Below are 26,745 nucleotides of genomic sequence, written 5' to 3' on the forward strand. Positions count from 1 at the left end.
TAACCTTCAGCTTCTGATATATTGCTCTTATTATGCACCTCAACACAACCAAGCCTTGCGATAAAAGGGCTGTTCAACTGGCTAGAAGGTAAAAATGAACGATAAATTAACCGAGTACGCGGGCTTTTGGATCCGTTTTGCGGCGTCACTGATCGATACGGTACTGCTCTTCCTCCTCATTACACCATTAATGCACTGGATTTATGGTGAAGTCTATTGGAACTCGGATGATTTTCTATTGGGCGGGTGGGATCTGGTCCTTAACTGGGTTTGTCCTCTAATCGCCACAGTTGCATTCTGGGTTTATCGTTCAGCAACCCCCGGAAAAATGGCTCTGAAACTCGAAGTCCTCGACGCAGATAGTGGTCATCGACTGACATTTTCAAAGTCCGTTCTTCGTTATTTTGCTTATTACGTCAGCGCCATCCCACTATGCCTTGGTTTCATTTGGATCGCTTTTAGTAGCAAAAAACAAGGCTGGCATGACTTAATTGCCAATACTGTGGTAGTTCGTAGAGTCGTTGAACACACCAAACAGGCAGAGTTTTTAGGCTAACTTGACGAGGGGCACTGTGCCCCTCTTTTACTAATTAGGTTTGGCGGCCAATAGAGTAGTACTGAATACCTTTGCTTGAAAGGCGTTCAGGTTCATACAGGTTCCGCCCATCAAAGATTACAGCCTGATTCAAGGCCTGTTTGATAAAATCAAAATCTGGCGCCTTGAAATTCTGCCATTCGGTGCAAATGATAAGCCCATCGGCCCCCCTCAATGTGGCCTCTTTCGTCCCCATCAAACACAAATCTGCACGTGGGCCATAGATTCGCTGTGCTTCTTCCATGGCTTTAGGGTCGAAAGCTTGAACCTTCGCCCCCGCTTGCCATAGTGCTTCTATCAATACACGACTGGGCGCTTCACGCATATCATCGGTACGCGGTTTAAACGCCAAGCCCCACAATGCCAACGTCTTGTTTCGCAGCTGTTCTCTGCCCCCAAAATGTGTTTGCACTAAGTCATACAGTTTGTGCTTTTGATAGAAATTGACGTTCTCGACCGCTTTCAATATTTCACTGCTGTAACCACAGCTTTCGGCGGTCTTGATCAAGGCTTGTATATCTTTAGGAAAGCATGAACCGCCATAGCCACAACCGGGGTAGATAAAGTGATAACCTATGCGCTCATCACTACCTATGCCCTTACGGACATCCTCAATATTAGCGCCAACGTGCTCAGCAATATTGGCCATTTCGTTCATGAAACTGATTTTGGTCGCCAACATACTATTTGCTGCGTATTTCGTTAGTTCCGCCGATTCAACATCCATATAAATCAGTTTTTCATGATTTCGATTGAAAGGAGCATAGAGCTCGCGTATCACATCTTTAAGTTGCTGGTAGCGCCGATGATTTTTATCCAGACCAATAACAATTCTATCCGGACGCATACAATCCACCACCGCACTACCTTCTTTGAGAAACTCTGGATTAGACAACACAGCAATATCAAGCGCTGGCTGTCCACGTTGAGCTAGCTGGTGTTGGATTTCACCTTCGACGGCTCGCGCTGTCCCAACAGGCACTGTGGATTTATTAACCACAATCATATCTTTGTTAATGTATTTACCTACCTCTGACGCGACCGCGAGAACATGGCTAAGATCCGCAGAGCCATCTTCGTCTTGAGGTGTACCAACTGCAATGAAAATTAATTCGACTTGATTGAGGGCCTCTTCAGCTTGTGTCATGAAAGCCAGCCGGCCTGCCAACACGTTTTCTTCAACCAGCTTTTCAAGCCCTGGTTCGTAGATGGGCACAAGGCCTTTTTTCAGCTTTGCTACTCGCTCAACATCAACATCAATGCAGCAAACGTTATGTCCTGCATCACTCAACACCGCTGCCTGGACAAGCCCGACATAACCACTACCAAAAATTGCTACATTCATCACCGCACCAGCATGTTAACTCACTGCTCCCCAGTTTCTTGGCAAAAAGTGACAAGACGCTTAAGGTTTTGCGGCAATATTTTTACACGTTATTTTGTCTCACTGGCGCTCAGTAAATACCTCGTTAAGCGTCAGCGAAAGACTCCAATGAGAGGACAAAACGAGTACCTTTGTTAATTTCACTCTGCATGTCGATCTCACCAGCAAGCTTTTGCGTGCAGATGTTGTAAACCATATGTAAGCCTAGACCGGTACCCCCTTTGGCGCGTAACGTCGTAAAGAAAGGTTGAAAAATTTTTTTCTGATTCTCTGGCGGTATGCCTACTCCATTGTCTTCAACAATAATATCAATGCGTCCACTCGCCTCTTTGACTTTCACTACAATCACTCGTTGCGAGTGGTGGTCATCTGTGGTAAATCCATGAAGCGCGCTGTTATTGAGTAATTCTTCTATCACACATTGCAGCGAGATCGGCGGCAAATAGACATCAAGAGACGCTTCGCACTGTATTTCCACATTGATCGATTTCTGTGTCAGCGTCTCATTCACATGCAACACTGCCTCATCCAGCATTTGCCTTAGAGCCACCCTTTTAGGTTCTTCTGATGCCATCTTCTGGTTAATTTGCTTCAATTTACTGACTATCGCGACAGAGCGTTCGATATTGTTTACCACCATTTCGACACACTCATTTGCGACCGTCAAAAATCGATTTAAATCCTCAGTGGTAATAGTCCGTTCAGAAAATTTCTTTGCGACCTCATCCAGTTTATCGCTAAGGACAGACAAACTGGTCACTGTGATTCCGAGTGGAGTATTAAGCTCATGAGCGACACCGACGACCATCCCAGTCAGGGCCGACATTTTCTCGGCCTCCATCAATTGGTCTTGTGTACGCTTGAACTTCTCAATCAGGGCTTGAATAGAGTGCTCACTAGTTTCAATCTGTTTTGCCTGATTTTGGATTTCATCCTCAACTTCGTCGATCAAGGAACGTAAACTGACAATCATCGAATGAAGCGAGTTAGCCATGATGTCTTTGTCACTACTTGGCTTAATGTCGACGTCAACAAGATTACCTTTTGCGACGTTATGCAGAACGTCAATGTTGGATTCGAGCCTGTCCATTAAGTGATTGAAAGAAATCGCTACGTCTCCAGCTTCTGTACCCAGTTCAACAGGTACGCGTTTAGAATAATCTCCATTCCTGCTGATATTTTCAATCACTCTAAGCGTCTCCAACCAACTCATCTGAACGCCATGCTCTGTAATGTTCAGTCCAAGTTTTTCATCATCAGGGGAGACACGCTCAAGGTGAAAATACCTCAGCACTTGGAAACACATGTAAGAACTTGTACCAGACCAAAGTAAAATCGCCAATATACCTATAAGCTGCACGCCGACATCCCACACTAAGTCGCCATTCGAGGTCAAACTGAGTGTATATCCGCTACAGACACCTCCCAAAATGCCACAGAAGAGATGAACTGGAATCGCACCAACTGGGTCATCAATACGCATGGCAATCAGTGCTTTCTCACCGTAGTAAACGGTAAATGATGCCAATACCCCAAGTAACACAACTTCAAATGTACTGAATAGGTCTGCACCTGCCGTTACGATGACCAGCCCCCCTAATACGCTATTGAGTGTGACAAAAACTGGAACATGTCGAGAACGATGAACAAGAATAAGCGTCACGAAACCCGCTACAGTGGCACACAGAAGGGTGTTAAACAGCACAACCGGAACACGTGTATCGAACTGATAGAAGCTTCCGCCATTGAAACCCATCCACGCGAATACCATGAGGAATACGCCTAAAGTGACCAAGGTGTGGTTATAGGAAGGGATCTCGTTCACTTCTTGTTTCGCCATGAAGCGCTCTTTACGTGGGCCGATAACCATGGTGGCCACCAGGCCACACATGCCTCCAACGACATGTACTGTCACCCCTCCAGCAAAATCATAAAAGCCTAACGTATGTAACCAAGAGTTGGGATTCCAAGTCCAGTAAGAGGCCACGGGGTAAATAAGAATGCCAATAAAAGCAGAACTGTACACATACCCACGAAAACTCATCCTTTCTGCAACACAGCCTGACACTATGGTAGCAGCCGTCGCGACAAACATAAGATTAAACATAACAACAGGCAGGTGCTCACTTCTGATTGGCAGGGTATCAAATGACAGCAGTGAACTTCCCTGAGCAAGATGGAAGCCCACCAGCACATACACGACCGACACAACAAGGAAGTCAGCCATATTCTTCATGGCAACGTTGACGGAATTCTTTGCGCGAACGCTGCCTGTTTCAACTAAAGTAAAACCAGCTTGCATAAAGAAAGCAATACACGTGCAAACCAACAACCATAGAAGAGACACAGTATCTGTCCCAGCCATACTTACCTTTTGAGTTATAATTTGCTGATTATCTGTAAGCGTAGTCGATACCTTTTAACTGTGACACACAAGAAGAGTCATTGTTAAAACGCATATTTAAGCCGTAACAGCTCTTTACCAAAAATTGACCAATAAAGTGTGGCAGCCTGTTGAAGTTTTCACTAGAATTAGTCTGTTGTGGGCCTATCCCTATCCCACTATTCCTATTTCGAAGTTCCTATTATTGAGCACTTACCTTTGAAATAGGCTTTCTCGTAACTAAAGCAATTTGTGTATTCATTTATGGACCAAGATAAGTTTACTCATATCTATCGTTTGCCCACTGCGACTCAAATTCGCATAGCCAAATGGCAACAGACATTCAACGGTACGTCGGACTTGGTGATCCACCAGGCGATAGAAGTGCGGAATAAGCAATATCGTAAACCAAATTTCTTTCCAACAGGTTGGAGCGTGAATCTGTTCGACAAAGAAGATATTTCAATCACCAATCACGGTAAATACATCCAAACCGCGATGAGAACTATGGTAGATCGTAAAGTCTCTTACAAACGCATCTATCTTACACGTCTGCCGATTGAGCAAGCTGAGCCTGCGCTAGAAAAATTCAAGCAGGAATGGATCTCAAAGCATAATCATATCGCGCGTAAATATAACCAGATAAAGAAAAAAGAGTTTCTCCGTTACGCCCGTGAAGAGGAAGAGACCCTATACCCTTCAATTCCAAAAGGTGAGTTCGATAGAGCACTTTGGAACCGACTGGTCAAATCAGAACTCGGCCCAGAGAAAAAGTTTGATAACCCATACTTTGTTAAAAAAGCCAAAGTTTAGACGCCTAAATAAGTAGCTAGAGAGCTGCTTATTATCGTTCGTATTTATCCATAATTTCCTGATACAAGGACTTACCCGACTGACCTTGAGTACTCTTCAGCAAGTCAATACCCTTTTGAAGTTTAGCGGTCACTTCCGGTTTAACGTCCACGTTAAAGGCATAATAGACAAAGCCTTCCCTCACCACATAAACCGCTTCAAACAAATCCGTATCCAGTTCAGCTTGCTTTGACCACCATATTGCAGCACGGTGAGCATAAACCAAAAGATCGATACGTTTTTTCATAAGCTGTTCTGCAAGTGTCGTTACATAATTGGCTTCTTGCATTGAGTCTCTTGGCAAGCCCATCGCCAACAGAGTTTGCTCACCGATATCATCTCTAATCACCCCGATCCGGTATTTGGCCATATCCATCGGTTTCTCAATCTTAATGCCCGCATCTTTTCGTGCCATGACAACGATTTTTATATCAGCAATAGGGCCAACCCAGTTAAACAGAGTTTCTCTGTGCTCTGAGCGTGTGGTAGAAAAGAGCACTGAGCTATCTTGCGTTAAGACAGTTCGGTATGAACGTGCCCAAGGTTGTAATGTCACCTGAGAAATATCAATCTCTTCTCCAACCAACTTGCTTGCAGCAACGAGAATTTCAACCGCATAACCCGAGATTTTATCGTCTTTCTTGAAATTAGCAGGGGGATATGACTCCGTAAAGAACGACAGTTCACGCAGGTCGTTAGAGTTTCCCGCCGCAGACACCGATAAAAAAGAGAGCACCAATCCAATCAATGGTGACAGAAGAGCAGGTGTTCGCTTCATGACAAATTACCAGTTAGTGAGTTCTCTATAAACTTAGTCCACACAACGGGAGTTCTAAAGAAAAAATAGCGGATTAAAACCAAGCGCTTGTAATGCCACTCCGACAAACTGTATTCCCCCCGAGAACCTGAGTACCGCACTATTAAGAGCGACTGATCATTGGCTTGGAGCGTCGTATTCTCGTTGAGGGCCCACTTGGTGCCTTAACCACCAAGTAGACAGCGGTCGCAGCGAAACCAAACCCCAGCATACCAAGACCATCAAAAGACTCACCAAAAACAAGCCACGCTTGGATTGCAGTGGTCGGAGGCACAAGATAAAAAACCGAAGCCACTTTCGACGATGCGCCATGTTCCACCATATAAAGCAATAAAAGAATCGCGACGCAGGACAGCACAACAACCAGCCAGATAAGAGTAAGTACGAACTCGACGGTCCAATCAACTTCCATTGACTCAAAATGCATCGCATAAGGCAAGAATAAGCAAGCTGCCGCCAAATACTGAACCATCGCACTGCCGACCATATCCGCACCTTGGCAAAAACGTTTTTGATACAAAGTGCCGAGAGTGATCCCGATCAGCGACAGCACACACAGAGCGATGGCGGCAAACTTATGCGCTTCCTCTTGCCATTGAGTTTTGCCAATCAAGACTAAACTAATACCTACAAATCCCAAAGCTAAGCCTATCCACTGCGACACTTTGAATTGTTCACGACTGAATACCACCAATAAGATGGCGGTTAATATCGGCTGAATACCGACCAGAAGCGAGCTCAACCCAGCTGGCATTCCTAAATCAATCGCAATATAGGTGCCACCTAGGTAGAAGCCATGAATCAAAACCCCGACCACGCAGCTATGCCAAAACAATTTGCCTTGGGGTATCGAGCGACGCAGTAAAGCAATCAGCAACAAAAAAAAACCTACATTGGCCAGCATGCGAATAGTGAGTAATGTCGCGGGCTCCGCATACTGCAGACCAAACCTAGCTCCTACAAAGCCCGATGCCCAAAGCACCACAAATACAAACGGGATTAACCTCACCAACATGTCATTTCCTCTGGCTTTTTCTCTCCAATTGGCGCTACTTTAATAAGGGACAGATAAATCAAAAAGACACAGATAGAGTTATTTAAATGGGTACAGATTCATTAACCGACAACAAGTTTGTTCAAGTAGAGCACTACATTCGTCAGGCGATTAACAATGGTATTTATCAACCTGAAGACAAACTGCCATCGATCCGCCAACTGGTTGTCGACTTGAAGGTCAGCAAAAATACCGTCATTCGAGCCTATCAGGAGATGGAAGCCGAAGAGCTCATTTATGCGGTACCCAAATCAGGTTATCGCGTTAAAGCGGCACAGCCAAGGGAGTTGCAGCAGCAACCACCTCAGTCCATTGATTTGCTATCTGTTTCGAAAGAAATCCTCAGCTATCCAGAGGAGAAAGAGTTGTTACCAACTGGCTCTGCTCATCCAAACATTCAGACTCCAGCCATCAAATCGCTGTATGCGGAAATAGGCCGTCACAGCAGAATGCAAAGCCACATGCCGAGTCATTATCAACTGCCTCCAGGCAATGATAGGCTCATTAAGCAGCTGGCAAAAATCAGCCGTGACCTTGGTGTCAGAGCCAATCCGAATGATTTAGCTATCACTCACGGAGCTCAACAGGGGATCAGTCTTGCACTTCGCGCTCTAACCACACCCGGAGACATCGTCGCCGTGGAATCCCCCTGTTACTTTGGCAATCTGCTTTTGATGGAGTCACTTGGGCTAAAAGTGGTCGAGATCCCGAGTTGCATCCGCAATGGTATCGACCCTAAAGCGCTCGAAAATGCGATTAAGGAATGGCCCATCGCTGTGATCCTGATAACGCCAAACTTCACTAATCCAACAGGGTCACGGATACCGGAAGAAAGGCGAATTGAACTACTCAACGTGTCTAAAGATATCCCAATTATCGAAGACGACGTTTTTGGCGCACTAGCATTTGATAGCGGTGTATTGCCACTGAAAACACTCGATAACCAAGATCGAGTTATCTACGTGAATTCACTGTCAAAGATGCTCGACTCCAGATTGCGAATCGGCTGGATACTGTCTGGAAAATATCGTTCAGAGATCGAAAAGTATCTGATTTGTGACAATATGGGCAGCTTGAACCTGATGCAATCGGCTGTAGGCGAATTTCTATCGACAGGAAAATATCGACAGCATATCAGTAAGATGCGGCGTATCTATCAGCAAAACAACCGCCGTTTCAGCCTACTGCTTACAACAGCGTTAAACCGCTATGCTGAGCTCGGTAATCATTACCACCTATCTCAGCCACAAGGTTCTTTTTTAGTTTGGCTTAACTTGCCCGAATCGGTAGACAGCTTCGCCCTCTATAAGGAGTGCAATAGGCATAAGATCAGCATCTTACCGGGAACTGTATTTGCAACCGCAGATCAATTTCGTCACTGTATCCGTCTGAGTACCGCTAACTTTGAAGATACTCCGGAGTGGCATCAAGGCATCGAACTGTTGGCCAAACTGATTCACCAACAAGTTATCGAATCTACACCGCCCCTAATATAACTGCCTGATTAAACATTTAAATTTATCCGTCACTCTCGTATATTAGATTCGACAGAAAACCCATTACATACAAGGATGATATCACCATGACTGCCATCACTGCGCAAGAAGTCCTGTCCTTTTGGTTTGAAGAGTTAGAACCTAAAGACTGGTTTGTAAGTAGCGAACAGCTAGATAATACGATCACGCAACGTTTCGGTGACCTATTGCAACGTGCGGCGCAATCTGAGCTTTACAGCTGGCGTACCAACGCTCTTGGTCGACTGGCGGAAGTCATTGTACTCGACCAGTTTTCACGTAATGTGTATCGTAATACGCCCAAAGCGTTCGCTCAGGATCCACTAGCACTGGCGCTGGCACAAGAGGCCATCGCTTTAAGTAAAGATGCCGAGCTTTCACCAACACAGCGGTCTTTTCTTTATATGCCGTTTATGCACAGTGAGTCTCTGCTGATTCATGAGCGTGCCGTTGAATTGTTTAAAGCTCCAGGCATGGAAAATAACTACGAATTCGAGATCAAACATAAGGTTATCATTGAGCGATTCGGTCGCTATCCGCACCGAAACGAGATTCTAGGAAGAGAAAATACTGCCGAAGAAGTTGAATTTCTAACTCAGCCAGGCTCTAGCTTCTAACTTCGATAATGAGTACGTTTTTCGCGGGTTTTACGCTCGGTCTTTCATTAATCTTAGCCATCGGCGCTCAGAATGCGTTCGTCCTTAAGCAAGGAATCAAACAGCACCACGTGTTGTTGGTCTGTTTGATTTGCTCACTTTCAGACGCCATCCTGATTTCTGCTGGTGTTGCAGGGTTTGGTTTAATCGTAGCGAAATTTCCTTTGATTGAACTCGTCGCTCGTTATGGCGGTGGCCTATTTTTGCTCTGGTACGGTCTGCGCAGCCTGTATACAGCATGCACGGCAAATCACGCCCTCAACCCTGCGGGTAATTCATCACAAAGTGCTTTAAATACGGCATTGATGTGCCTAGCTTTTACTTGGCTAAATCCGCACGTCTATCTGGATACCGTCATATTACTTGGCTCTATCTCTACCCAATACGAACCGAATAAATTGCAGTTTGCTCTTGGCGCTGTCAGTGCCTCATTTGTATTCTTTTTCAGCCTTGGGTATGGGGCGAAACGCCTTATCCCTGCCTTTCGACACGCGAGAGCGTGGAAGATACTTGAAGCGGTCATCGGTATCATCATGCTTGTGTTAGCGTATAACTTAGTTTTCTGACTTAAGGGAGTCACCATTATGATTGAAGTAAAAGGACTTGATCATATCGTTCTGCGAACAGGCAACATCCAAGCTATGCTCCACTTCTATCGAGACATACTACACTGCCCTATCGAACGGGAACTTCCAGAGCTGGGCTTGACACAGCTTCGCGCAGGCAACGCCCTTATAGACTTGGTTGTCGTCGACAGTGAGCTCGGCAAATTAGGAGGCAAAGCGCCCAGTCAGAATGGCCGCAATGTCGATCACTTCTGTCTTCAAATCGCTCCGTTAGAAGAAAACGCTCTGCTCAACTATCTCGATCAATCCGGCCTCATCTATGAACCCTTTGCAGAACGCTACGGTGCTCAAGGCTTTGGTCGCTCAATATATATTCATGATCCAGAAGGAAATGTGGTCGAGCTCAAAGCGCAAACATTGACCTAATACTATCGCTACATTTCTTCAATCATCTCTTTTAATGTATGCATCTCATTGGTTAAAAGGACTGTACTGTGCGTATTGCAATATTGGATGACTATCAAGATCAAGTTCGTCACTTAGACTGCTATAAAAAACTGAATGGCCATGAGGTCACTGTTTTTTCTGGCATCCCTTCAAACGAGAATCAATTGATCGAACAGCTACAACCGTTTGAGGTATTGGTGCTGATTCGAGAACGCACCATCATCACACCCAATCTACTTAAAAACCTACCAAACCTAAAACTCATCAGCCAGACAGGAAAAATCAGCAATCACCTTAATCTAACGGATTGCGATCAACATCAGGTGACCGTTGCCGAAGGCATTGGTTCCCCTATTGCTCCGTCTGAGTTGTGTTGGGCATTAATTATGGCAGCCAGCCGCCATATTCCTGCATACCTAGAACGGTTCAAACAAGGACAGTGGCAGCAATCCGGTCAACCTAGATTGGGGAAAACTCTCAATGGACAAACCCTAGGCATTTGGGGTTTTGGTAAAATCGGACAACGCATTGCTAAATACGCTGAAGCGTTCGGAATGCAGGTGATAATCTGGGGTAGTGAATCCTCCAGACAAAATGCTCTAGAGATGGGTTACCAAGCCGCAAGCAGTCGAGAAACGTTTTTTGAACATTGCGATGTGATTTCACTGCATCTGAGACTTAACGATGCAACACGCCACATTGTTACTCAGAAAGATCTAGACGCAATGAAGCCGGATTCGTTGCTAGTTAACATCAGTCGGGCTGAGCTCATTGAGCCAGATGCGCTCTATCAAACACTGGCTAAGGCTCCAACCAAACAAGCCGCCGTGGATGTTTTTGACTATGAGCCCGCCGCAAAAGACAACGAACCTCTACTGAGTTTACCCAACGTAGTTGCAACACCACATTTAGGCTACGTAGAGCAAGGCAGTTATGAGCTCTACTTTCAACACGCCTTTGACAACATCCTCTCCTTCGCTAAAGGTGACTATAGCAATATCGCTAACGCCTATATTCTGGAGTAATGGTCATGATCACGCTCATTAACGGAGATATCACACAAGCTAAAGTAGATGCTATCGTCAATGCGGCTAACCCGAAGATGCTGGGTGGCGGAGGCGTCGATGGTGCAATCCATAGAGCGGCAGGTTCAGATCTCCTGAAAGCCTGTCAGCAAGTAGAAGCCGTTGATGGTGTGCGTTGTCCTTCAGGCCAAGCAAGAATAACCACCGCAGGTAAATTAAGAGCAAAATATGTTATTCATACTGTCGGCCCTATTTATCATCGAGTTGCTAATCCAGAGCAAATATTGCAATCTGCCTATCGTGAATCACTCAAACTAGCACTCGCTCATCAGTGCCTAAGCATTGCCTTACCAGCAATTTCTTGCGGCGTTTATGGTTATCCATTACAAGAAGCCGCAGAGATTGCGTTAACGGTATGCACAGAGAGCGAATTTGCTCAGCTGGACATTCAGTTTTACCTTTTTGGTGAAGAAATGATGACCATCTGGCAACACGTTCACACGACACTCATTCAGGAACAATCATGATCAGACATATTCTACTTATTCAATTTAAACCGAATGCTTCATCACAGCAGATTGACGCCTTAAAAGCTTCATTTTTATCTATGCCAGACAAGGTTGGTGGGGTCGAAAGCGTAGAATGGGGCCTCAATGACAGCCCAGAAGGGAAAAATAAGCACTATACCCATTGTGTAATGATGACGTTTGCTGATGAAGCAGGTCGCGACCTTTACCTCCCCCACCCAGAACATGATGCTTTAAAAGAGATCTTCAGACCAATCCTCGAAGACATTGTAGTGTTTGATTATACGGTATAACAAGATGAACCTTATACAATCCATTCCCGAAGATTTATCACAGGAAGTGTTTGAAGACTTACTCTCTGGACGTCAATTTCGTCTAGAGCGTATCGTCTCAAAGGGGCAATGTTCAGAACCTGATTTTTGGTATGATCAGGACGAACATGAATGGGTCTTGTTGCTGGCGGGGTGCGCCCGCCTTCAGTACCAATCCGGCGAAGAAATCGAGTTAAAAACAGGTGACCATATCCAGATTCCGGCCCATACTAAGCATAGAGTCAGCTACACCACGCCAGATGAAGAAACCATCTGGCTAGCGATATTTTACGAGGACTGAGTATGATATCTTGTAACCAATACGATTACATCGAGATAGCTTGCCTCTACCATATCCCTGTACGTCTGGTTGTAGAGTCAGGTCAAATCGTAGAGGGAAAAGCCAAAACCACCCGTTACGATGAGCATCGCAGAGAATCGATTATCATCGATTCTTCAGCAGGCGAGGTGGATGTGCCAACGGAAAGCTTGGTATCCATGACCGCTTTGGTCGAAAACCCTCATTTCAATGAGATCTTCTTCACTCAAGTCGGCTAGCGTTAGTACAACCTTAGCTGGCTTGATGTTAGACTGGGTGCCTATTTCATTTAGTGGTTAAAAGGTAATTCGATGAACCCCATTCTAGAGACGTTGAAAGAGAACAACATCAGCGACGAGCAAATCAACGAGCTGTTTCAAACGTTGACACAGAATCCTCTAGCAGCCATGGCAACCATCAGCCAACTTGGTCTACCACAAGAGAAGCTACAACTTCTTATGGGCCAAGTAATGCAAAACCCAGCGCTAATCAAAGAAGCCGTTGAGGAGCTTGGCCTAGATTTTTCCAAAGTCGAAGAAGCAAAGTCCAAGTTACAGCAATAAGCAAAAATCTGCGTAAAGCCGCCGCCAGTCTTATGTCTGGCGGTTTTTTGTATCCGGTGTGGTATTTGACTGATGCAGATTCAATATTGACTCGTATCCTGCCTAGATAGACTGTTCAGTGATTTGCAGATGGCGGCTTGGTTGTGTTTTTCTCCCTACTTTCCAGGAAGCATTTGACCATTGGGGCCACAATGGTTTGCGGCGCACGACATCACCGAAAAGCTCGTCTTCTCCCTCAGATAAGATGAAGCATCGATGCTCCTCATCTTTATCCGAGTCTCTTGTTGCTCAGCCTATAAGTGCCAAGGACGGCGACTTTGTACTAGACTGCCCTCGGCACCCGGATAATAAGCATTAAGACAGCTCGGAAACGTCTTTAGAGGGGATCTTGGTAACCAAATAAGCGGTTGCGACTATCAGCACAGAAAACGCGATACACAAATAAATAGGGTACAAAGGGTTTATGGTTGCGGTGAACGCCAGTAACGACGCTAATCCATAGCCAATAGTATGTGACATAGCGATGTAACCCGCCACAGAGCCTGGGGCATCACTATGCTTTTCAGTCGCCTCAGTAGTATAGGCGGGAACAAGTAGAGCAGCTCCGCACGCAGCAATTGCCATCGCTATAGCGTACAGCCAGATATTGGGTAAGAGGAAAAGTACCAAGCCACACAGCAAGCCCAACGCCCCGAGTCGATACATTTTCACTGGTGTGATTTTTCTGTTTTTAACCACTAGCAGCTGAACGGTAAACGTGCACGCGGCGCTGATCGTCAACAGCACCCCAATCCCGTCACTGATTTGAGCCGTCGACCAACTGGTTACCGAACTCATCAGCGGGGTGAAGCTGTACTGTAACAGCGCTATCACCGTGCAAAGTAGCAAACCACTCACTAGATAAGGCATAAAGGATTTATTCGGCAACCAAGGTAAAACCTCAGCCGCTTTCTTACTCTTTGCATCATGTTGAGGCGTTGGCAGCAATAACACCACGAAGAGAGCGACAATAGGAAGTGCGACCATCAATATCAATGAGGAATAAGGGGAAAACTTTAACGCCACTATCGCGATCAAAGGCCCAACAAGCCTACCCGAGCTCAATCCGATACTGATACTCGTGATGGCTTGCAACCGATGCTCCGCACCACATAAAAGGATTGCCCAATGCTGGCAAGCGGGTACCATTCCTGCCACAGTGCAACCGTATATAATCCGTGCGAGTAGCAAGCCGACTAACCAAAGCATCACCAAATGAGGCTGATACTCACTTAAGATGGCAAATAGAAACAAGAGCACGAAACTGGTCGCCATTCCAAACAATGCTTGGACAACCACATTTCTCGGCCCACGTTTATCGCTATACCTTCCCCAGTAAGGTGCCGAGGGCAAGAACAAAAAGCTCCCAATCGCGATAAGAATTGACCAAGTAGGTAAACTGAATGCGGAACGCTCAACCAAAAAAGGAAGCGAAACAATTAAGCCATTTTGGCCAATCCCCATCAGTGCTGCAGCTGAACTGATTGCCCACAGTTGAATCTTTTTGCTGTATAAAACCGACATATTTGTAATTCATTCTAATTGTTATAAAAATCAGCAATGCTCTAACTACATTGTTATTGATGGAACTATTGATTGTGAAAATAATTCTCATTGCCTTTTTTGCGTGATAAAGTTAGCGGCTAATAACCAATAACTCAACTTCATATTTCACTTATGTATCAACTTGTCGATGCGTCGTTCGAAATCGACGGTAAGGTTATCCTATCTCCCACTACCCTCGAGTTTGCGCCGGGGAAGGTGACAACACTCCTTGGTCATAATGGTTGCGGTAAATCGACTTTAGTCAAACTTCTTAGTCGTCAAAATACGCCAACCCATGGACAAGTTTTATTTAATCAACAACTCGTCTCTTCGTTTTCGAGCTTAGAGTTCGCCCATAAAGTGGCTTATTTGCCTCAACATCCGCCGATCACTGACGGTGTTACCGTTCGCGAACTAGTCTGTTTCGGACGCTATCCATGGAAAGGGGCATTTGGTCGTTACGGAAAAGAAGATTATGCCATTGTCGACCAAGCGATTGAGAAAGTTGGCTTAACACCATTTGCACAGCGATTTGTCGCTACCTTATCAGGTGGTGAAAGACAAAGAGCTTGGGTCGCTATGCTGCTCGCTCAACAAAGCCAATGTATTTTGCTTGATGAACCGACTTCAGCTTTGGATGTCGCCCATCAACATGAACTATTAGCCTTAATCCGAGAGCTCAACCAATCGATGGGTTTAACGGTGATCATGGTACTGCACGATGTCAATATGGCTGCCAAGTTTAGCGATCATCTGATTGCGCTTCACTCTGGAAAAGTCATTGCAGCTGGCTCTCCTCAAGAGTTAATGACGCCTGAAACATTAATGAAAATATACGGTATGGAGCTCGCGTTGTTCGAGCACCCTAAAACGGGCAAACCAATCAGCTACATCCCTTAAACCAGAAGGATCCTGTTGTGAAAAAACTCATAGTAATGCTCTCTGCAGCATTGGCATTCAATAGCTACGCGATCGATGTTACCCATGAAATGGGAACGGCTTCCTTTGAAACGACGCCGAAGAAAGTCGTGGCACTAGATTGGGTACTGACCGAAACCTTACTCAGCCTAGGCGTTGACCTCGAAGGCGTCGCAGATACCAACGGCTATCAACAATGGGTTGTAGAACCAAGCTTAGATTCTGATGTGATTGATGTCGGCTCGCGCCGTGAACCTAATTTAGAGTTACTCACGGATATCAAACCCGATGCCATCTTAATCAGCAAACACATGGCCGCTGCCTATGAGCAGTTGAATAAGATTGCGCCTGTTCTAGTTTACAGTGTTTATAGTGAAGAAAAGCAACCATTAGCGTCAGCAAAATCCATTACGACCTCTTTGGGTAAACTGTTCGACAAAGAACAGCGTGCCAAGCAAGTGATCGAGCAAACGGAACAACGCCTGGCGAACAACGGTGAAAAAGTTGTTTCAGCCGGCAAGGCAAACAAGCCACTACTGTTTGCACGATTCATTGACGATAAAACACTACGAATTCACAGCCAAGGCTCTCTGGCGCAAGACACCATCAGTGCGATGGGGCTAGAGAATGACTGGCAAGAGCAAACCAATCTATGGGGTTTCACAACAGCGGGAACAGAAAAACTGGCTGAACATCAAAAGGCTAACGTGATGATTTTTGGTCCTTTGAAACAGGAAGAACGTCAGCAACTTACACAGTCTCCTCTTTGGCAAGCGATGGAATTCACTCGTACAGATTCTGTTTACGAGCTTCCTGCAATTTGGACGTTTGGTGGACTAATCGCAGCACAAAGATTTAGTGACCACATTACCGAGCAACTCATCCAACAATAATGAATACCTTAAAAATCGCAAACCAAGCTAACGGGCGATTAAGTTTTAAAACAGCAGCGATATTCAGCGCTGCTGTTTTGATCATTGGCTCTCTGCTGCAAGTCACCGCTCCCTATTCACAAGGTATCGGCCTCATATGGGACACCATTTTTCATTTTGATTCTGCCAATTATCAGCATCTCATCACCCATTTAACCTATTTACCGAGACTGGCTGTCGCAATCATTTGTGGGTTTGCGCTCGCTGTTGCCGGTTGTGTGATGCAGTTTGTCTTGCGCAATCCGATCGCTTCTCCAACAACATTAGGTGTCGCAGCAGGTGCTGAACTGGGCATGGTGCTAGGTATTTTGTTGATCCCTGCCAATCTTGTCATCCCTAGTTTTGTTCCAGCATTTATTGGTGGCTGCCTCGCGACCGGACTGGTGTTTGTTTTAAGTTCCGCTAGAGGCTTTTCACCACTGCATATGGTGCTCGCAGGTATGGTGGTGAGCCTCTTTTTAGGCTCACTCAACACCATGCTATTAATGCTCCATGAGCAGCGACTTACCAGTATCTTTGTCTGGGGAGCAGGCGTGCTGAATCAGAACGATTGGTCGAGTACACAAATGCTGTTGCCTTTGGTTCTCTTACCTACCAGCTTACTCTTAGTCTTACAGCGTCCATTATCCGCACTGCAGTTTGGTGACAATGTCGCTACATCGTTGGGCGTGAATATCAAACAGATCAAACTGCTCTGCTTATCGTTAGCCATCTTCATTACTGCTGCAGTGGTCAGTGAAGTGGGCTTAATTGGCTTTGTCGGTATCGTTGCACCTGCGATTGCCAGAATGCTTGGCGTTAGAGCCCTTGCCAAACAAATTCTAGCCAGTGGCGCTATTGGTAGTGGCATCTTGCTCACTGTTGATCTAGTTATCCAACCTTTCTCTGGTGTCGGTGGAGAGCTGTTACCGACAGGCGCGATGATAGCCTTAATTGGCGCGCCTTTTTTGTTGTGGCTACTACAACGAACTAAGCTGCAATCCGACCTTAAAGCACGCTCTGAACATGTCGAGCATTACAAATTGGTCAGCACTCGCAATATTTTGGTTGCACTGACCATTGCACTCATCGCGGTTTCTCTCTTCGCGATTATGGTCGGTAAGAATCAGTTAGGTTGGAGTCTTGGTTTCAACCAAGCAATGTTCGAACTGCGCGCGCCACGCGTACTTGTCGCACTGCTTGCGGGAATAGGTTTAGCATTTGCAGGAACGATAATTCAGCGTATCTCTAACAACCCAATGGCTAGCCCAGAAGTGCTAGGGATTAGTTCGGGTGCGGCGCTCGCACTGGTTCTCGGCACCTTGTTTGGTATCGCTGTGCGCCGAGAACAGCAAATGTTGCTCGGTACGCTTGGCGCGGTTTCGGTAACCGCAGTGGTATGGTTAATGGGCAGAAAACACAATTTTGCCCCAACACAAACCCTACTGACGGGTATAGCCTTAAGTGCAGGTTTAGATGCTTTACTTCGAATCGCAATGAGCTCAGGCCATGATAACGCGTCTGCACTGCTCACTTGGCTATCTGGCTCGACTTACTTAGTAGCACACAATGACGTTGTATTACTCGCAGTTGGTGTCACCTTCGTTGGTGCGATTGCGCTATCTCTCAATCGTTGGATTGAGTTGATTGGCTTAGGTGAAGTCACGGCGAATAGTATTGGTATGAACGCCACTGTGGTTAGGTTGGTGCTACTGTTACTGGTTGCTGCCCTAACGACGCTGTGCACCATAGTGATTGGCCCACTCAGCTTTATTGGCCTGCTGGCTCCGCATATGGCGCGTTCACTTCACCAATATCGAGCAACTCCGCAAATGCTCACCGCAGCCTTACTCGGGGCAACCATCATGGTATTGGCGGATTGGATAGGACGAACACTTTGGTTCCCTTGGCAGTTCCCTGCTGGACTGCTTGCGTCCTTGATTGGTGGCGGCTACTTCCTCTACCTAATGAGACGTTAGCCTCTAGAACCACAACTCGCCGCAGGAGGCTAATGTATTGGTCTTCTGTGGCAACTCCTCCTCTTTATTGAAGCGCCCTATCTATTTGTTACTTATTCCAAATTCATTAAATTACATTTTAGTTGCAAAAATACAATTAATGGTAATGAGATGAATTTATGATTACTATGGGGGCAAGAACACTACAAATTGTCACTCATGGAAAAGACAGCAATTACTAAACTTCAGCAAGATTTGTTCAATAAAGTCATCAGCAAGCTCAAAGCGGAGCATGCAAAAGTTGGCGACAGCCTGAACGAGTCTTCATTAGCCCAACAGTTTGAAGTCTCAAGAACGCCGATGCGCGCTGTGCTCACTTATATGTCAGCGTTAGGTATCGCCAAAGCGGTTCCCTATAAAGGCTTTGTCTTACAGCTAGATGCGCAAGCCATCAAATCCGATGACGCCTCCGATAAGGAAGAATCACGTCAGGAGAAGCTCTACCTGAGACTACTCATGGATCTGTTCTTCGGTGATATCGACGCTGCATTTTCTGAGAAAGAGCTTCAAGAGCGCTATAACGCCAACCGAGGTGAAGTACAAAGTGTACTCCGCCTACTAGAAAGTGATGGCATCTTACGCCGCAGTCCCGGCTATAAATGGCATCTGGATGGCGTACTCAACACGCTTGAACGACACACTGAGAGCTACCGATGTCGGCTTATCTTCGAACCTGCTGGTCTTCTTGAGCCGAGTTGGTCACTCGACCGCCATGCATTAGAGGATTGTCGCGACAGTCACTTTAAGGCGATTCAAACCCCTGATGCTGTGAGCGCGAGTGATTTGTTTAGCTTAAGTGCAGAGTTCCATGAGTTGCTTGCTGCTTGTTCTGGTAATCGCTTTCTGCTTGGCAATATGCAGCAACATAATCGAATGCGTAAAGCGACCGATCTCGTATCTATGCATATTCAATCTTCTGTCACCAAGTCTTGCCAACGCCGCCTGGATATCATCGAGCTTGTATTGGCAGGCGACAACCAAGGTGCATCCAAGAAGCTCACTCAACTACTAGAAAATGATATTCGCGTCATGCAGCGCACTTATGGCAATATGGTTAACCTTTCGCTATCAGAACGAGAAAAGCTCGTAACCAGTATTGCTGACATAGACATCTAATCACATCGGCAGCCCAATTACAGCTGCCTTCTTTTTACCTCACCATAAGTTTTTTCTTACTCTAAAGCGTCGCAGAGGCACCTAAACCTCGGCGTCAGCGGTTCATCTTTCCTCTTCAAACCACAATTATCACACCGCTATTGAGTTAAAAGAAAATAATTCGCATTAGCATATTGCACTTTCGATGCAGAAATACAATAATAATGATTCTTATTTAGAAATAACAAAACAGCCTTGCCGCCAAATACTAATTTGCGCAGCTTTGTATTGATAAACATAGAGAAAATAATGAAAGCGAGTAAAGGTAAGTTCCATCTAACTACTGTTGCTTTGGCGATTGCCGCAACAGGCACAGTGTTTACTGCTCAAGCCCAAGAGTTCACATCTGAAGAGAAAATGGTAGTGGTTTCGAGCCGAACGCCTAAAGCGATCAGCGATATTCCTGGTACGGTTTGGTATATCGAATCAGAAACCATCGAACAAGAATACCGCGGAGGTAAGACTCTTGGTGATATTCTGGCTACGGCAATTCCATCTTTGGATGTCAGCAGCGGTGCCCGTACCAATCTAGGACAGAACCTTCGCGGACGTAAGATGCTCGTGATGATCGATGGCGTTTCTCTGCAATCTTCGCGCTCTATCAGCCGCCATCTAGATTCAATCGACCCGTTCAATATTGATCGTATCGAAGTACTTTCTGGTTCTACATCAATATATGGAGCAGGTGCTTCAGGCGGTGTGGTCAACATAATCACCAAAAAAGCGCAAAGCGAAGAATTAGAATTTGAATCCTATGTAGGTGGAACATCTGGCCTTAACTCAAGTGAAGACTTTGACTACAAACTTGCACAGTCTATTTCAGGCGGCAATGAAAAAGTTCAAGCCCGTACTTCTGTCGTATACACAGAGACTCAAGGCTTCTTCGATGCCAATGGCACCATTGTTACTCCAGATATCTCACAGGGCTCGCTCCAGTTTAATCAAACCGTAGATTTTCTAACCACAGTAGGTGTTAATGTTTCAGACACCAAAAAGCTGAACCTTCTTGCGCAATACTATGATAGCCAACAAGACTCGCCATATGGACTGTATATTGTCGGTAAAGACTTTGTAGATGCGCGTAAAGGTTTCGATTCTGACCGTGAACACGGCACGGAACGCATCATGCTTAGCGCCTCTTATGCAGATGAGCAATTTCTTGGCCATCAGCTCATCGCGGAAGCGTCATACCGTAAAGAAGACCAGACTTACACTCCTTACTACCAGTCTTCTGGTCAGCAGATTACCGATGTCATTTCGTTTAAAGCGGCACTCGCGAAGAATTTCGATAAGTTTAACGTCGTCTACGGTGTTGATGCTTATAAAGACAAATTGGAAAGTAACCAAGCACTGTATGATCCCACCATTGCCAATAACTCTGGCAACCTAATCAACAAGACTTATGCCCAAGTTGGACGTTACCCGGGAGTTAAAGTCAGCTCAGTTGCCGCTTTTGCTCAAGCAGACTATTCAATCACTGAAGATTGGACAGTCGAAGGTGGTGTACGCTACCAATACATGTCAAACAAGATTAATGATTTTGTTGATTACGACCAGCAAAAAGAAATTGCCAAAGGAAATGGTACTTCAGCCGATGCAGTTCCCGGTGGTAAAACAGATTACGGTGTCGCGCTATTTAATTTGGGAACAATTTATCACCTAAACAGTGACTCTCAAGTATGGGCAAACTTCTCACAAGGGTTTGATCTTGCTGATCCCGCTAAGTACTACGGACAAGGTAACTACACACTGGTTGGAGATCATTGGCAACTAAATGACAGCATTAACGTCAACGAATCAAAAATGTCAGGGATTAAGACCAACAGCTTTGAGCTAGGTTACCGTCTAGATATCGACGATCTGAACCTACAGACTGCGGCTTACTACTCTCAATCAGACAAGAATGTTAAATACAACGATACAACACTGCTTATCGAAGAAATCGAAGATAAGAAACGTGTCTACGGTTTAGAAGCAATGGCATCTTACTGGGTTCATGACAATATTCAGCTTGGTACTTCTGGTCACTATGTAGTATCTGAAGTGAAAGGCGATAATGGCTGGGAAGACTATGATGCTGGCTATGCAAGTACTTCTAAAGCCAATGCTTGGGCAGGTTGGTACGCCGCAGATCTTGCGGTAAAACTGCAAAGCCAAACCATGTTTGACTATGAAGATGCTTCAAACAACAAGTTAGATGGCTACACCTTATTTGATCTGGTCGGTAGCTACCAGCTTCCAGTAGGTAGCCTAGGTTTCGGTATTCAAAACCTATTTGATAAGGACTACACCACAGCTTGGGGTCAACGTGCACAAATCATCTACTCAAAGCACTACGAATCTGCTGCTTATGATTACAAAGGTCGTGGACGTACCTACACTCTAAACTACCAAGTTAAGTTTTAACGCTATGGCATCCATAAAATTCGACTCCATGCTCAGATGCCCATCACTCTGGGTTATTGGTCATTTTATGGGTGCACTTAGCGAAAAAAGAAACGGTTTTCTGCAACGACCCTCTGTGTCCAGAAACTTTAAAATACGGCATCTAGTTTAGATGCCGTTGGTCACTTTACGATATGAGTTGCCCAGAAGTTTGGCCACTTTCGAGCGAATAAGCGATAAGCCATAAGCAGCAATCTACTTATAGTGTGTGTCCCTATTTTTTGGTGTGTGTCCCTAATTTTTTTAATTTTTACTTTCCATATCTTCATCTTAACCTGTTGATTATTCGTTGAATAAATATAAAACCAAATGCATAATATGAGCACAGAAGTGACTCCAATTTAATAACCAATCGTTATGCGTCCTCTGAAAAGTGGAAAGCTGAAGTTAGCCAGGCACAAAACCACTCTATCTGCCTTTGGCACATATATTCTTGGTCTTTTAATTGCGGCTTCTAGCAATTCACAGATAAAAACTTCTCTTTTGGAATATTTAGATTATGAATCAACAATTACTAGCGCTCACCTTAACTGCAACAACAATGGGAACCATTTCTAGCGCAGCAGAGGCTTGTACGCGAGCTTTATACCACTCAGACGCTTTAGAAACGACAATGGTCACACGCTCTATGGATTGGGAAGGATACGATCAAGCTGTTGTTCGCGGTATCCCAAGAGGGACAGTCCTTGATACACGCGCACCAAAAGTATACGGGGTTGACCTCAACAAATCAGGGGTTGCCAACCAAGCTTACAAGTCAAAATATGCCATGATTGAAATTGCAAGCTTCGACGCAGAGTTTGTCACAGAAGCCATCAACGAGCATGGTGTACTTGGTCAGATTCATTATCTCAATACCGACTGGCAAGATGAAAAAGCACTAAAAAAAGGCAATACAAACATAGATGGTCAGCAATTTGTACAATACGTTGTTGCGAATGCAAAAAACCTTGATGAAGTGCAGTCTATTATCAATAACACCAATATACGCGATCAAAAACTTGGTGGTGTACCTGGGCAGTATGATGCGAATGCGACAGTAGACCATTTCCTTGCTCACTTCATTTTTGCCGATAATTCTGGTGAGACCATACTTGTTGAAATGGTCAATGGCGAAAAAAAACTTTATCGAGGAGCAGGTTCCTTAGACGTCATTTCTAACAACCCAACCTTTGACACTATGGCGGAAATCGACAAAGAGCTAATGGGTGAGAAGCGCTTCCCAACCGCGTCGATTAACTCTTTGGATCGTCGTCACCGAGCTCAATACGCACTGGAGGAAGTTAAAGCGTATGAAGAACGTTTTGGTATCCGCGACAATAAACAACTAGGCAATATTATTGAAGGTGTTGCTCATGAAATGCGTAGCGGCTATACAAAGTGGGACGTAGCGTATGATATGAACTTCCCGACTCTATGGGTTTCTCAAGTAGACTTAAAGAACAAAACACTTAAGTTAGACCGTTGGGACACTGATCAAATTGAGCAATACGACTTCGCAATGTTTGATGTTAATGGTAAAAAAGTGGTTGAACTAGGCCGCAACCCAAACGGACCAGAAACACAGCCTTGCACCAACATTAATAAAAGCCAACCATTCTGCGCAAAATAATTATTGGCTCCGCCACACTAAAGAAGGCCTCAAACATTTGAAAACGGGCTTCTTAACAAGGTTATAGGTCCCCTTTTCATTGAACAGCACATAGTATTCACGGTAGTACATAGGGCGGCACTTTCGAGTTAGAAGGTGCCGCAGGTAAACATTCAGCCTGTTAAGGTCGTGCACAACACCAAGTCCGCTACGCTCAATAAGACAAACTTGATCTATAACCTCTATTATAAGGTAAAATCGGCTAATATTATGGTACATAGCCGAAGGAATCATTGATGCAGCACACCCACAATGTTGAAATAGAACACTTGGTTGGTGTCTCTTTTGACGGGCATAATCAGACAGCTCACCACCCAGAACATCGCTTGGCATTGCTAACCAAAGGTGTTGTCGAGATGGTCTATGGTTCCAATTTAAAAGTTGTTGCTCCTGCTATCGTCATCATTCCTCCTGGTGTACCCCACAAAGCCGTAAGGGCCGAAAACATTGATATGTATTTAGTGTCTTTTTGCATCGGCTGTTTAGGGGTTGATGAAGAAAGCTTATTGATGCAGCCTTTTCAGCAAGTGACCGCTGGGGCCTTACCTAACGTTCCGGTAGACCAAGAGCGACTGCCTTTTTTGATTCGAATTCTAGAAGCTTTAGGCGATGAAAGTCAGCAATCAAGTGTTGAATCCCCCCACTTGTTGAGCTCCTATCTCTCAATCATCTTAGGTGATGTATACCGAGGGATGAGCTTTAAACACAGCCAAAAACCCATCAGTCAATTAGCATCAGAGTCACTGAAATTCATTCATCAGAATTGCCACAATGCAATTTCACTGAAAGAAGTGGCAGCGGCAGTGCACCGCGTATCTTCTCATGTGGCAACCATAGTAAAAAAAGAAACTGGTTTTACGGTTGGAGAATGGATCTGTCAGGCCAGAATACAGAAAGCGTCCTATCGGTTGACTCACAGCTCACTCTCTGTTCAGGCCATTGCCACCGAGTTAGATTGGAAAGATGTTACGCATTTTATCCGCCAATTCAAAAAGGTGACAGGGCAAACCCCTGCCCAGTGGCGAAAAAAGCAAGCCACAAATTCCAATCACTGAAAGCACAATTCGATAGTTTATGTAACCACTACACTAACTGCTCTTCCTTCTTAAAATAGAGCAAAGGAAGCGTTAACAAAAAGGCGATGAATTCGGCCAATGGCATCGCCAGCCACACTCCTACCAAACCAAAGATGTCTGGTAACACCATTAAAAAAAACGCGACTAAAACCATGCCACGAATTAACGCTAAGTTAGTTGCTACCTTTACTTTTTCGACTGATTGAAAGTAGGCTCCGAATATCAAGTTTGCTCCCATAAACGCGGTAGCAGGGTAGAACAACAAAAGAGCTTGAGTCGCTAATTGGACCTCTTTAGGGTTCACAACATTGAATAGAGTGACGAGCTGCTCAGCGAACAAGTAGATGAGGACATAAGCTAATACACCTATCACAAAGACGAATTTCAGTGAAAAATTGAGTAGCGCTTCGATGCGGTGATGATTTTTTGCTCCATGATTAAAACCAAACACTGGTTGTACCGAGAAAGCTGCGCCAACAAGAAACTTCATCACAAAAAATAGCGTGAAATTAACGGTTGCCAATGCCGCACCGGCTTCACTTCCTCCATGTGAAATTGCGGCTTTGTTCAGCATTGCGAAAGCCAAAGCGCCCGAAATTTCTGAGATAAAAATAGGAAAGCCTAGACCTATCACTCGCTTTTGTTCGCAGTCGCGTATCTTAAATGCATAGTTTTTAAATGAAAGATGTTTTTCACCGAGGTAGAAATGATAAGCCATATAAATAACAGCAAGCGCTTGAGAGATACCCGTAGCAATAGCAGCACCCTTTATTCCCCACTCTAAAACAAGGACGAACAATAGATCGAGCAAGACGTTCAAAAGACTGGATACAATGTTTGCATTACGTGAAATATGGGGAGATTTGTCATTATTAACAAAGAAGCTAAAACTAAACCGGAGGAAAAGCGTAGGCAAAAATAACGTCCAGTATATTAAGTATTCTTTTAAGTATGGTTGGATATCAGCACTGGCACCAAGTAGGCCAACCCATGTATCTGTAAACACCAGCAATACACAAGCTAACGCAACAGAAACCAATAAAGAAATGCTACAACTGTAGTGAAAAACACGATTGGCGACCGCAGATTGGTTTTCTCCCAGTTTAATTGCAATAACCATGCTGCTACCCACGCCAATTAACATAGCAAGCGAGATTGCAACAAACAAAAGTGGAAAACTCATACTTATACCAGCTAATGCCATGGTACCCACGCCATACCCAACAATGATGCCATCAGCCAGTTGGTAAGCTGCCATGGTGAGCATTCCCGTTAATGTTGGCCAGTATAATTTGAAAAATAAGCGTTTTATCGGATCGTGTCCAAAGTCCATATCGTTCTCTCTTATCGGTAACAATTTAGACAGACACTTTAACTTTCTACACGCAGCACCAGCAGAGCTACAATTCATTAAAAATCGGCTTATATTCAGTTTTTACTCCAGAAAGTCGGGGGGAATTCGGGGACACACACCAAAAAGACGGCGGGGAAGAATTCGACTATAAATTCAGGACACACACCAAAAGGACTAAATAAGTACGATTTCCCCCTTTTCGAGGGACTGATTACAAACTCTTATTGGAATGATTGCTACCTTCTCAGTATTCGACAAGGAGACACATTGATGACAACCGCGCGCAAGCAACTTATCTCGATTGAAGCCACATCCTATTATCATTGCGTTTCTCGTTGTGTGAGGCGCAGCTTTTTATGTGGTGAAGATCCGCAAACCCTAGTGAGTTATGAGCATCGCCGAGAGTGGATTGTCAACAAAATGCACTCGCTTGCGGAGCTCTACTGCATCGATATTTGTGCTTACGCCATCATGAGTAATCACTACCACTTAGTCGTCAATATCAACCGAGAGAGAGCCTTGGGCTTGTCACATCATCAAGTTGTTGAGCGCTGGGGGATGGCGCATAAGTTACCCCCTATTGTTCAGCGTTGGCTTGAAGGCCAGCTTACTCACCCGAT

The 26,745-nt window shown here is 45.0% G+C and carries 26 protein-coding genes and 1 pseudogene; 21 read left to right on the forward strand and 6 right to left on the reverse strand.

Going from position 1 to position 26,745, the window contains the following annotated elements; all coding sequences use genetic code 11:
* Positions 1-94: 94 nt before the first annotated feature.
* Positions 95-556, forward strand: a complete 462-nt coding sequence (locus TW84_RS20595) for an RDD family protein (RefSeq protein ID WP_045977498.1) — start codon at positions 95-97, stop codon at positions 554-556.
* Positions 557-590: 34 nt separating this feature from the next.
* On the opposite strand, the gene TW84_RS20600 is transcribed toward TW84_RS20595, so the two are convergent.
* Together TW84_RS20600 and TW84_RS20605 are read right to left on the reverse strand one after the other, a co-directional pair.
* On the reverse strand, positions 591-1,940 hold the full coding sequence (locus TW84_RS20600; protein WP_045977499.1) for a UDP-glucose dehydrogenase family protein: 1,350 nt from the start codon (positions 1,938-1,940) through the stop codon (positions 591-593).
* 124 nt (positions 1,941-2,064) lie between these two features.
* Entirely contained in the window at positions 2,065-4,344 is a 2,280-nt protein-coding gene (locus tag TW84_RS20605; protein ID WP_045977500.1) for an ATP-binding protein, read from the reverse strand.
* A 282-nt stretch (positions 4,345-4,626) separates the two neighbouring features.
* On the opposite strand from TW84_RS20605, the gene TW84_RS20610 reads away from it, so the two are divergent.
* A complete protein-coding gene (locus tag TW84_RS20610; protein ID WP_045977501.1) occupies positions 4,627-5,175 on the forward strand; it encodes an MSHA operon transcriptional regulator in 549 nt (182 codons plus the stop codon).
* A gap of 31 nt (positions 5,176-5,206) precedes the next feature.
* Here the strand turns inward: TW84_RS20610 and TW84_RS20615 are convergent, their stop codons facing one another.
* On the reverse strand, positions 5,207-5,992 hold the full coding sequence (locus tag TW84_RS20615) for a substrate-binding periplasmic protein (protein WP_045977502.1): 786 nt from the start codon (positions 5,990-5,992) through the stop codon (positions 5,207-5,209).
* 142 nt (positions 5,993-6,134) lie between these two features.
* Positions 6,135-7,046 (reverse strand): DMT family transporter, encoded by a 912-nt coding sequence (locus TW84_RS20620; RefSeq protein WP_045977503.1) that lies wholly within the window; start codon positions 7,044-7,046, stop codon positions 6,135-6,137.
* A gap of 86 nt (positions 7,047-7,132) precedes the next feature.
* Here TW84_RS20620 and TW84_RS20625 point away from each other — a divergent pair, with 86 nt between their 5' ends.
* From TW84_RS20625 to TW84_RS25350, 11 genes and pseudogenes are all read left to right on the forward strand, one after another.
* Positions 7,133-8,581, forward strand: a complete 1,449-nt coding sequence (locus tag TW84_RS20625; protein ID WP_045977504.1) for an aminotransferase-like domain-containing protein — start codon at positions 7,133-7,135, stop codon at positions 8,579-8,581.
* Between the two features lie 86 nt (positions 8,582-8,667).
* Positions 8,668-9,216, forward strand: coding sequence for a DUF924 family protein (locus TW84_RS20630; protein ID WP_045977505.1), 549 nt, complete (start codon positions 8,668-8,670; stop codon positions 9,214-9,216).
* A gap of 8 nt (positions 9,217-9,224) precedes the next feature.
* Complete coding sequence (locus TW84_RS20635; protein WP_045977506.1) at positions 9,225-9,821, forward strand: LysE/ArgO family amino acid transporter; 597 nt, start codon at positions 9,225-9,227, stop codon at positions 9,819-9,821.
* Between the two features lie 18 nt (positions 9,822-9,839).
* On the forward strand, positions 9,840-10,247 hold the full coding sequence (locus TW84_RS20640) for a VOC family protein (RefSeq protein WP_045977507.1): 408 nt from the start codon (positions 9,840-9,842) through the stop codon (positions 10,245-10,247).
* A gap of 68 nt (positions 10,248-10,315) precedes the next feature.
* Positions 10,316-11,293, forward strand: coding sequence for a D-2-hydroxyacid dehydrogenase family protein (locus TW84_RS20645; RefSeq protein ID WP_045977508.1), 978 nt, complete (start codon positions 10,316-10,318; stop codon positions 11,291-11,293).
* Complete coding sequence (locus TW84_RS20650) at positions 11,293-11,820, forward strand: O-acetyl-ADP-ribose deacetylase (protein ID WP_045977509.1); 528 nt, start codon at positions 11,293-11,295, stop codon at positions 11,818-11,820. The genes TW84_RS20645 and TW84_RS20650 overlap by 1 nt, the downstream gene beginning before the upstream one ends.
* Complete coding sequence (locus tag TW84_RS20655) at positions 11,817-12,113, forward strand: Dabb family protein (RefSeq protein ID WP_045977510.1); 297 nt, start codon at positions 11,817-11,819, stop codon at positions 12,111-12,113. The genes TW84_RS20650 and TW84_RS20655 overlap by 4 nt, the downstream gene beginning before the upstream one ends.
* A gap of 4 nt (positions 12,114-12,117) precedes the next feature.
* A complete protein-coding gene (locus tag TW84_RS20660; protein WP_045977511.1) occupies positions 12,118-12,432 on the forward strand; it encodes a cupin domain-containing protein in 315 nt (104 codons plus the stop codon).
* A 2-nt stretch (positions 12,433-12,434) separates the two neighbouring features.
* Complete coding sequence (locus tag TW84_RS20665; protein ID WP_045977512.1) at positions 12,435-12,689, forward strand: Rho-binding antiterminator; 255 nt, start codon at positions 12,435-12,437, stop codon at positions 12,687-12,689.
* Between the two features lie 72 nt (positions 12,690-12,761).
* Positions 12,762-13,013 carry a DUF2999 family protein gene (locus tag TW84_RS20670; protein ID WP_006960580.1) on the forward strand — a complete coding sequence of 84 codons (252 nt, stop codon included), beginning with the start codon at positions 12,762-12,764 and terminating at the stop codon, positions 13,011-13,013.
* A 261-nt stretch (positions 13,014-13,274) separates the two neighbouring features.
* Positions 13,275-13,371 (forward strand): annotated as a pseudogene (locus tag TW84_RS25350) ((2Fe-2S)-binding protein); the annotation flags it as partial.
* Here TW84_RS25350 and TW84_RS20675 read toward each other — a convergent pair.
* Positions 13,368-14,576: an MFS transporter gene (locus TW84_RS20675; protein WP_045977513.1), complete on the reverse strand. Its 1,209-nt coding sequence runs from the start codon at positions 14,574-14,576 to the stop codon at positions 13,368-13,370. The pseudogene TW84_RS25350 and the gene TW84_RS20675 overlap by 4 nt on opposite strands.
* A 153-nt stretch (positions 14,577-14,729) precedes the next feature.
* Here TW84_RS20675 and TW84_RS20680 point away from each other — a divergent pair, with 153 nt between their 5' ends.
* The 7 genes from TW84_RS20680 (at position 14,730) to TW84_RS23800 (ending at position 24,750) form a co-directional block, all read left to right on the forward strand.
* On the forward strand, positions 14,730-15,497 hold the full coding sequence (locus tag TW84_RS20680) for an ABC transporter ATP-binding protein (protein WP_045977514.1): 768 nt from the start codon (positions 14,730-14,732) through the stop codon (positions 15,495-15,497).
* Between the two features lie 17 nt (positions 15,498-15,514).
* A complete protein-coding gene (locus TW84_RS20685) occupies positions 15,515-16,408 on the forward strand; it encodes an ABC transporter substrate-binding protein (protein WP_045977515.1) in 894 nt (297 codons plus the stop codon).
* Positions 16,408-18,405 carry a Fe(3+)-hydroxamate ABC transporter permease FhuB gene (gene fhuB, locus TW84_RS20690; protein ID WP_045977516.1) on the forward strand — a complete coding sequence of 666 codons (1,998 nt, stop codon included), beginning with the start codon at positions 16,408-16,410 and terminating at the stop codon, positions 18,403-18,405. The genes TW84_RS20685 and fhuB overlap by 1 nt, the downstream gene beginning before the upstream one ends.
* Positions 18,406-18,603: 198 nt before the next feature.
* Positions 18,604-19,560: a GntR family transcriptional regulator gene (locus tag TW84_RS20695; RefSeq protein WP_045977517.1), complete on the forward strand. Its 957-nt coding sequence runs from the start codon at positions 18,604-18,606 to the stop codon at positions 19,558-19,560.
* A 288-nt stretch (positions 19,561-19,848) separates the two neighbouring features.
* The gene (locus tag TW84_RS20700; protein ID WP_045977518.1) at positions 19,849-22,005 is read left to right on the forward strand and encodes a TonB-dependent receptor; all 2,157 of its coding nucleotides are present in this window, start codon (positions 19,849-19,851) and stop codon (positions 22,003-22,005) included.
* Positions 22,006-22,543: 538 nt separating this feature from the next.
* The gene (locus TW84_RS20710; protein WP_045977520.1) at positions 22,544-23,656 is read left to right on the forward strand and encodes a linear amide C-N hydrolase; all 1,113 of its coding nucleotides are present in this window, start codon (positions 22,544-22,546) and stop codon (positions 23,654-23,656) included.
* Positions 23,657-23,931: 275 nt separating this feature from the next.
* Positions 23,932-24,750: an AraC family transcriptional regulator gene (locus TW84_RS23800; protein WP_052707950.1), complete on the forward strand. Its 819-nt coding sequence runs from the start codon at positions 23,932-23,934 to the stop codon at positions 24,748-24,750.
* A 28-nt stretch (positions 24,751-24,778) separates the two neighbouring features.
* Here TW84_RS23800 and TW84_RS20720 read toward each other — a convergent pair whose 3' ends face one another.
* Positions 24,779-26,182, reverse strand: a complete 1,404-nt coding sequence (locus tag TW84_RS20720; protein WP_084720276.1) for an MATE family efflux transporter — start codon at positions 26,180-26,182, stop codon at positions 24,779-24,781.
* Positions 26,183-26,395: 213 nt separating this feature from the next.
* On the opposite strand from TW84_RS20720, the gene TW84_RS20725 reads away from it, so the two are divergent.
* Positions 26,396-26,745: transposase (locus TW84_RS20725; RefSeq protein WP_045977522.1), on the forward strand; the 350-nt coding region annotated here is incomplete at its 3' end.

Origin of the sequence: Vibrio neptunius, assembly GCF_000967495.1 — a bacterium.
Lineage (GTDB): Bacteria > Pseudomonadota > Gammaproteobacteria > Enterobacterales > Vibrionaceae > Vibrio > Vibrio neptunius.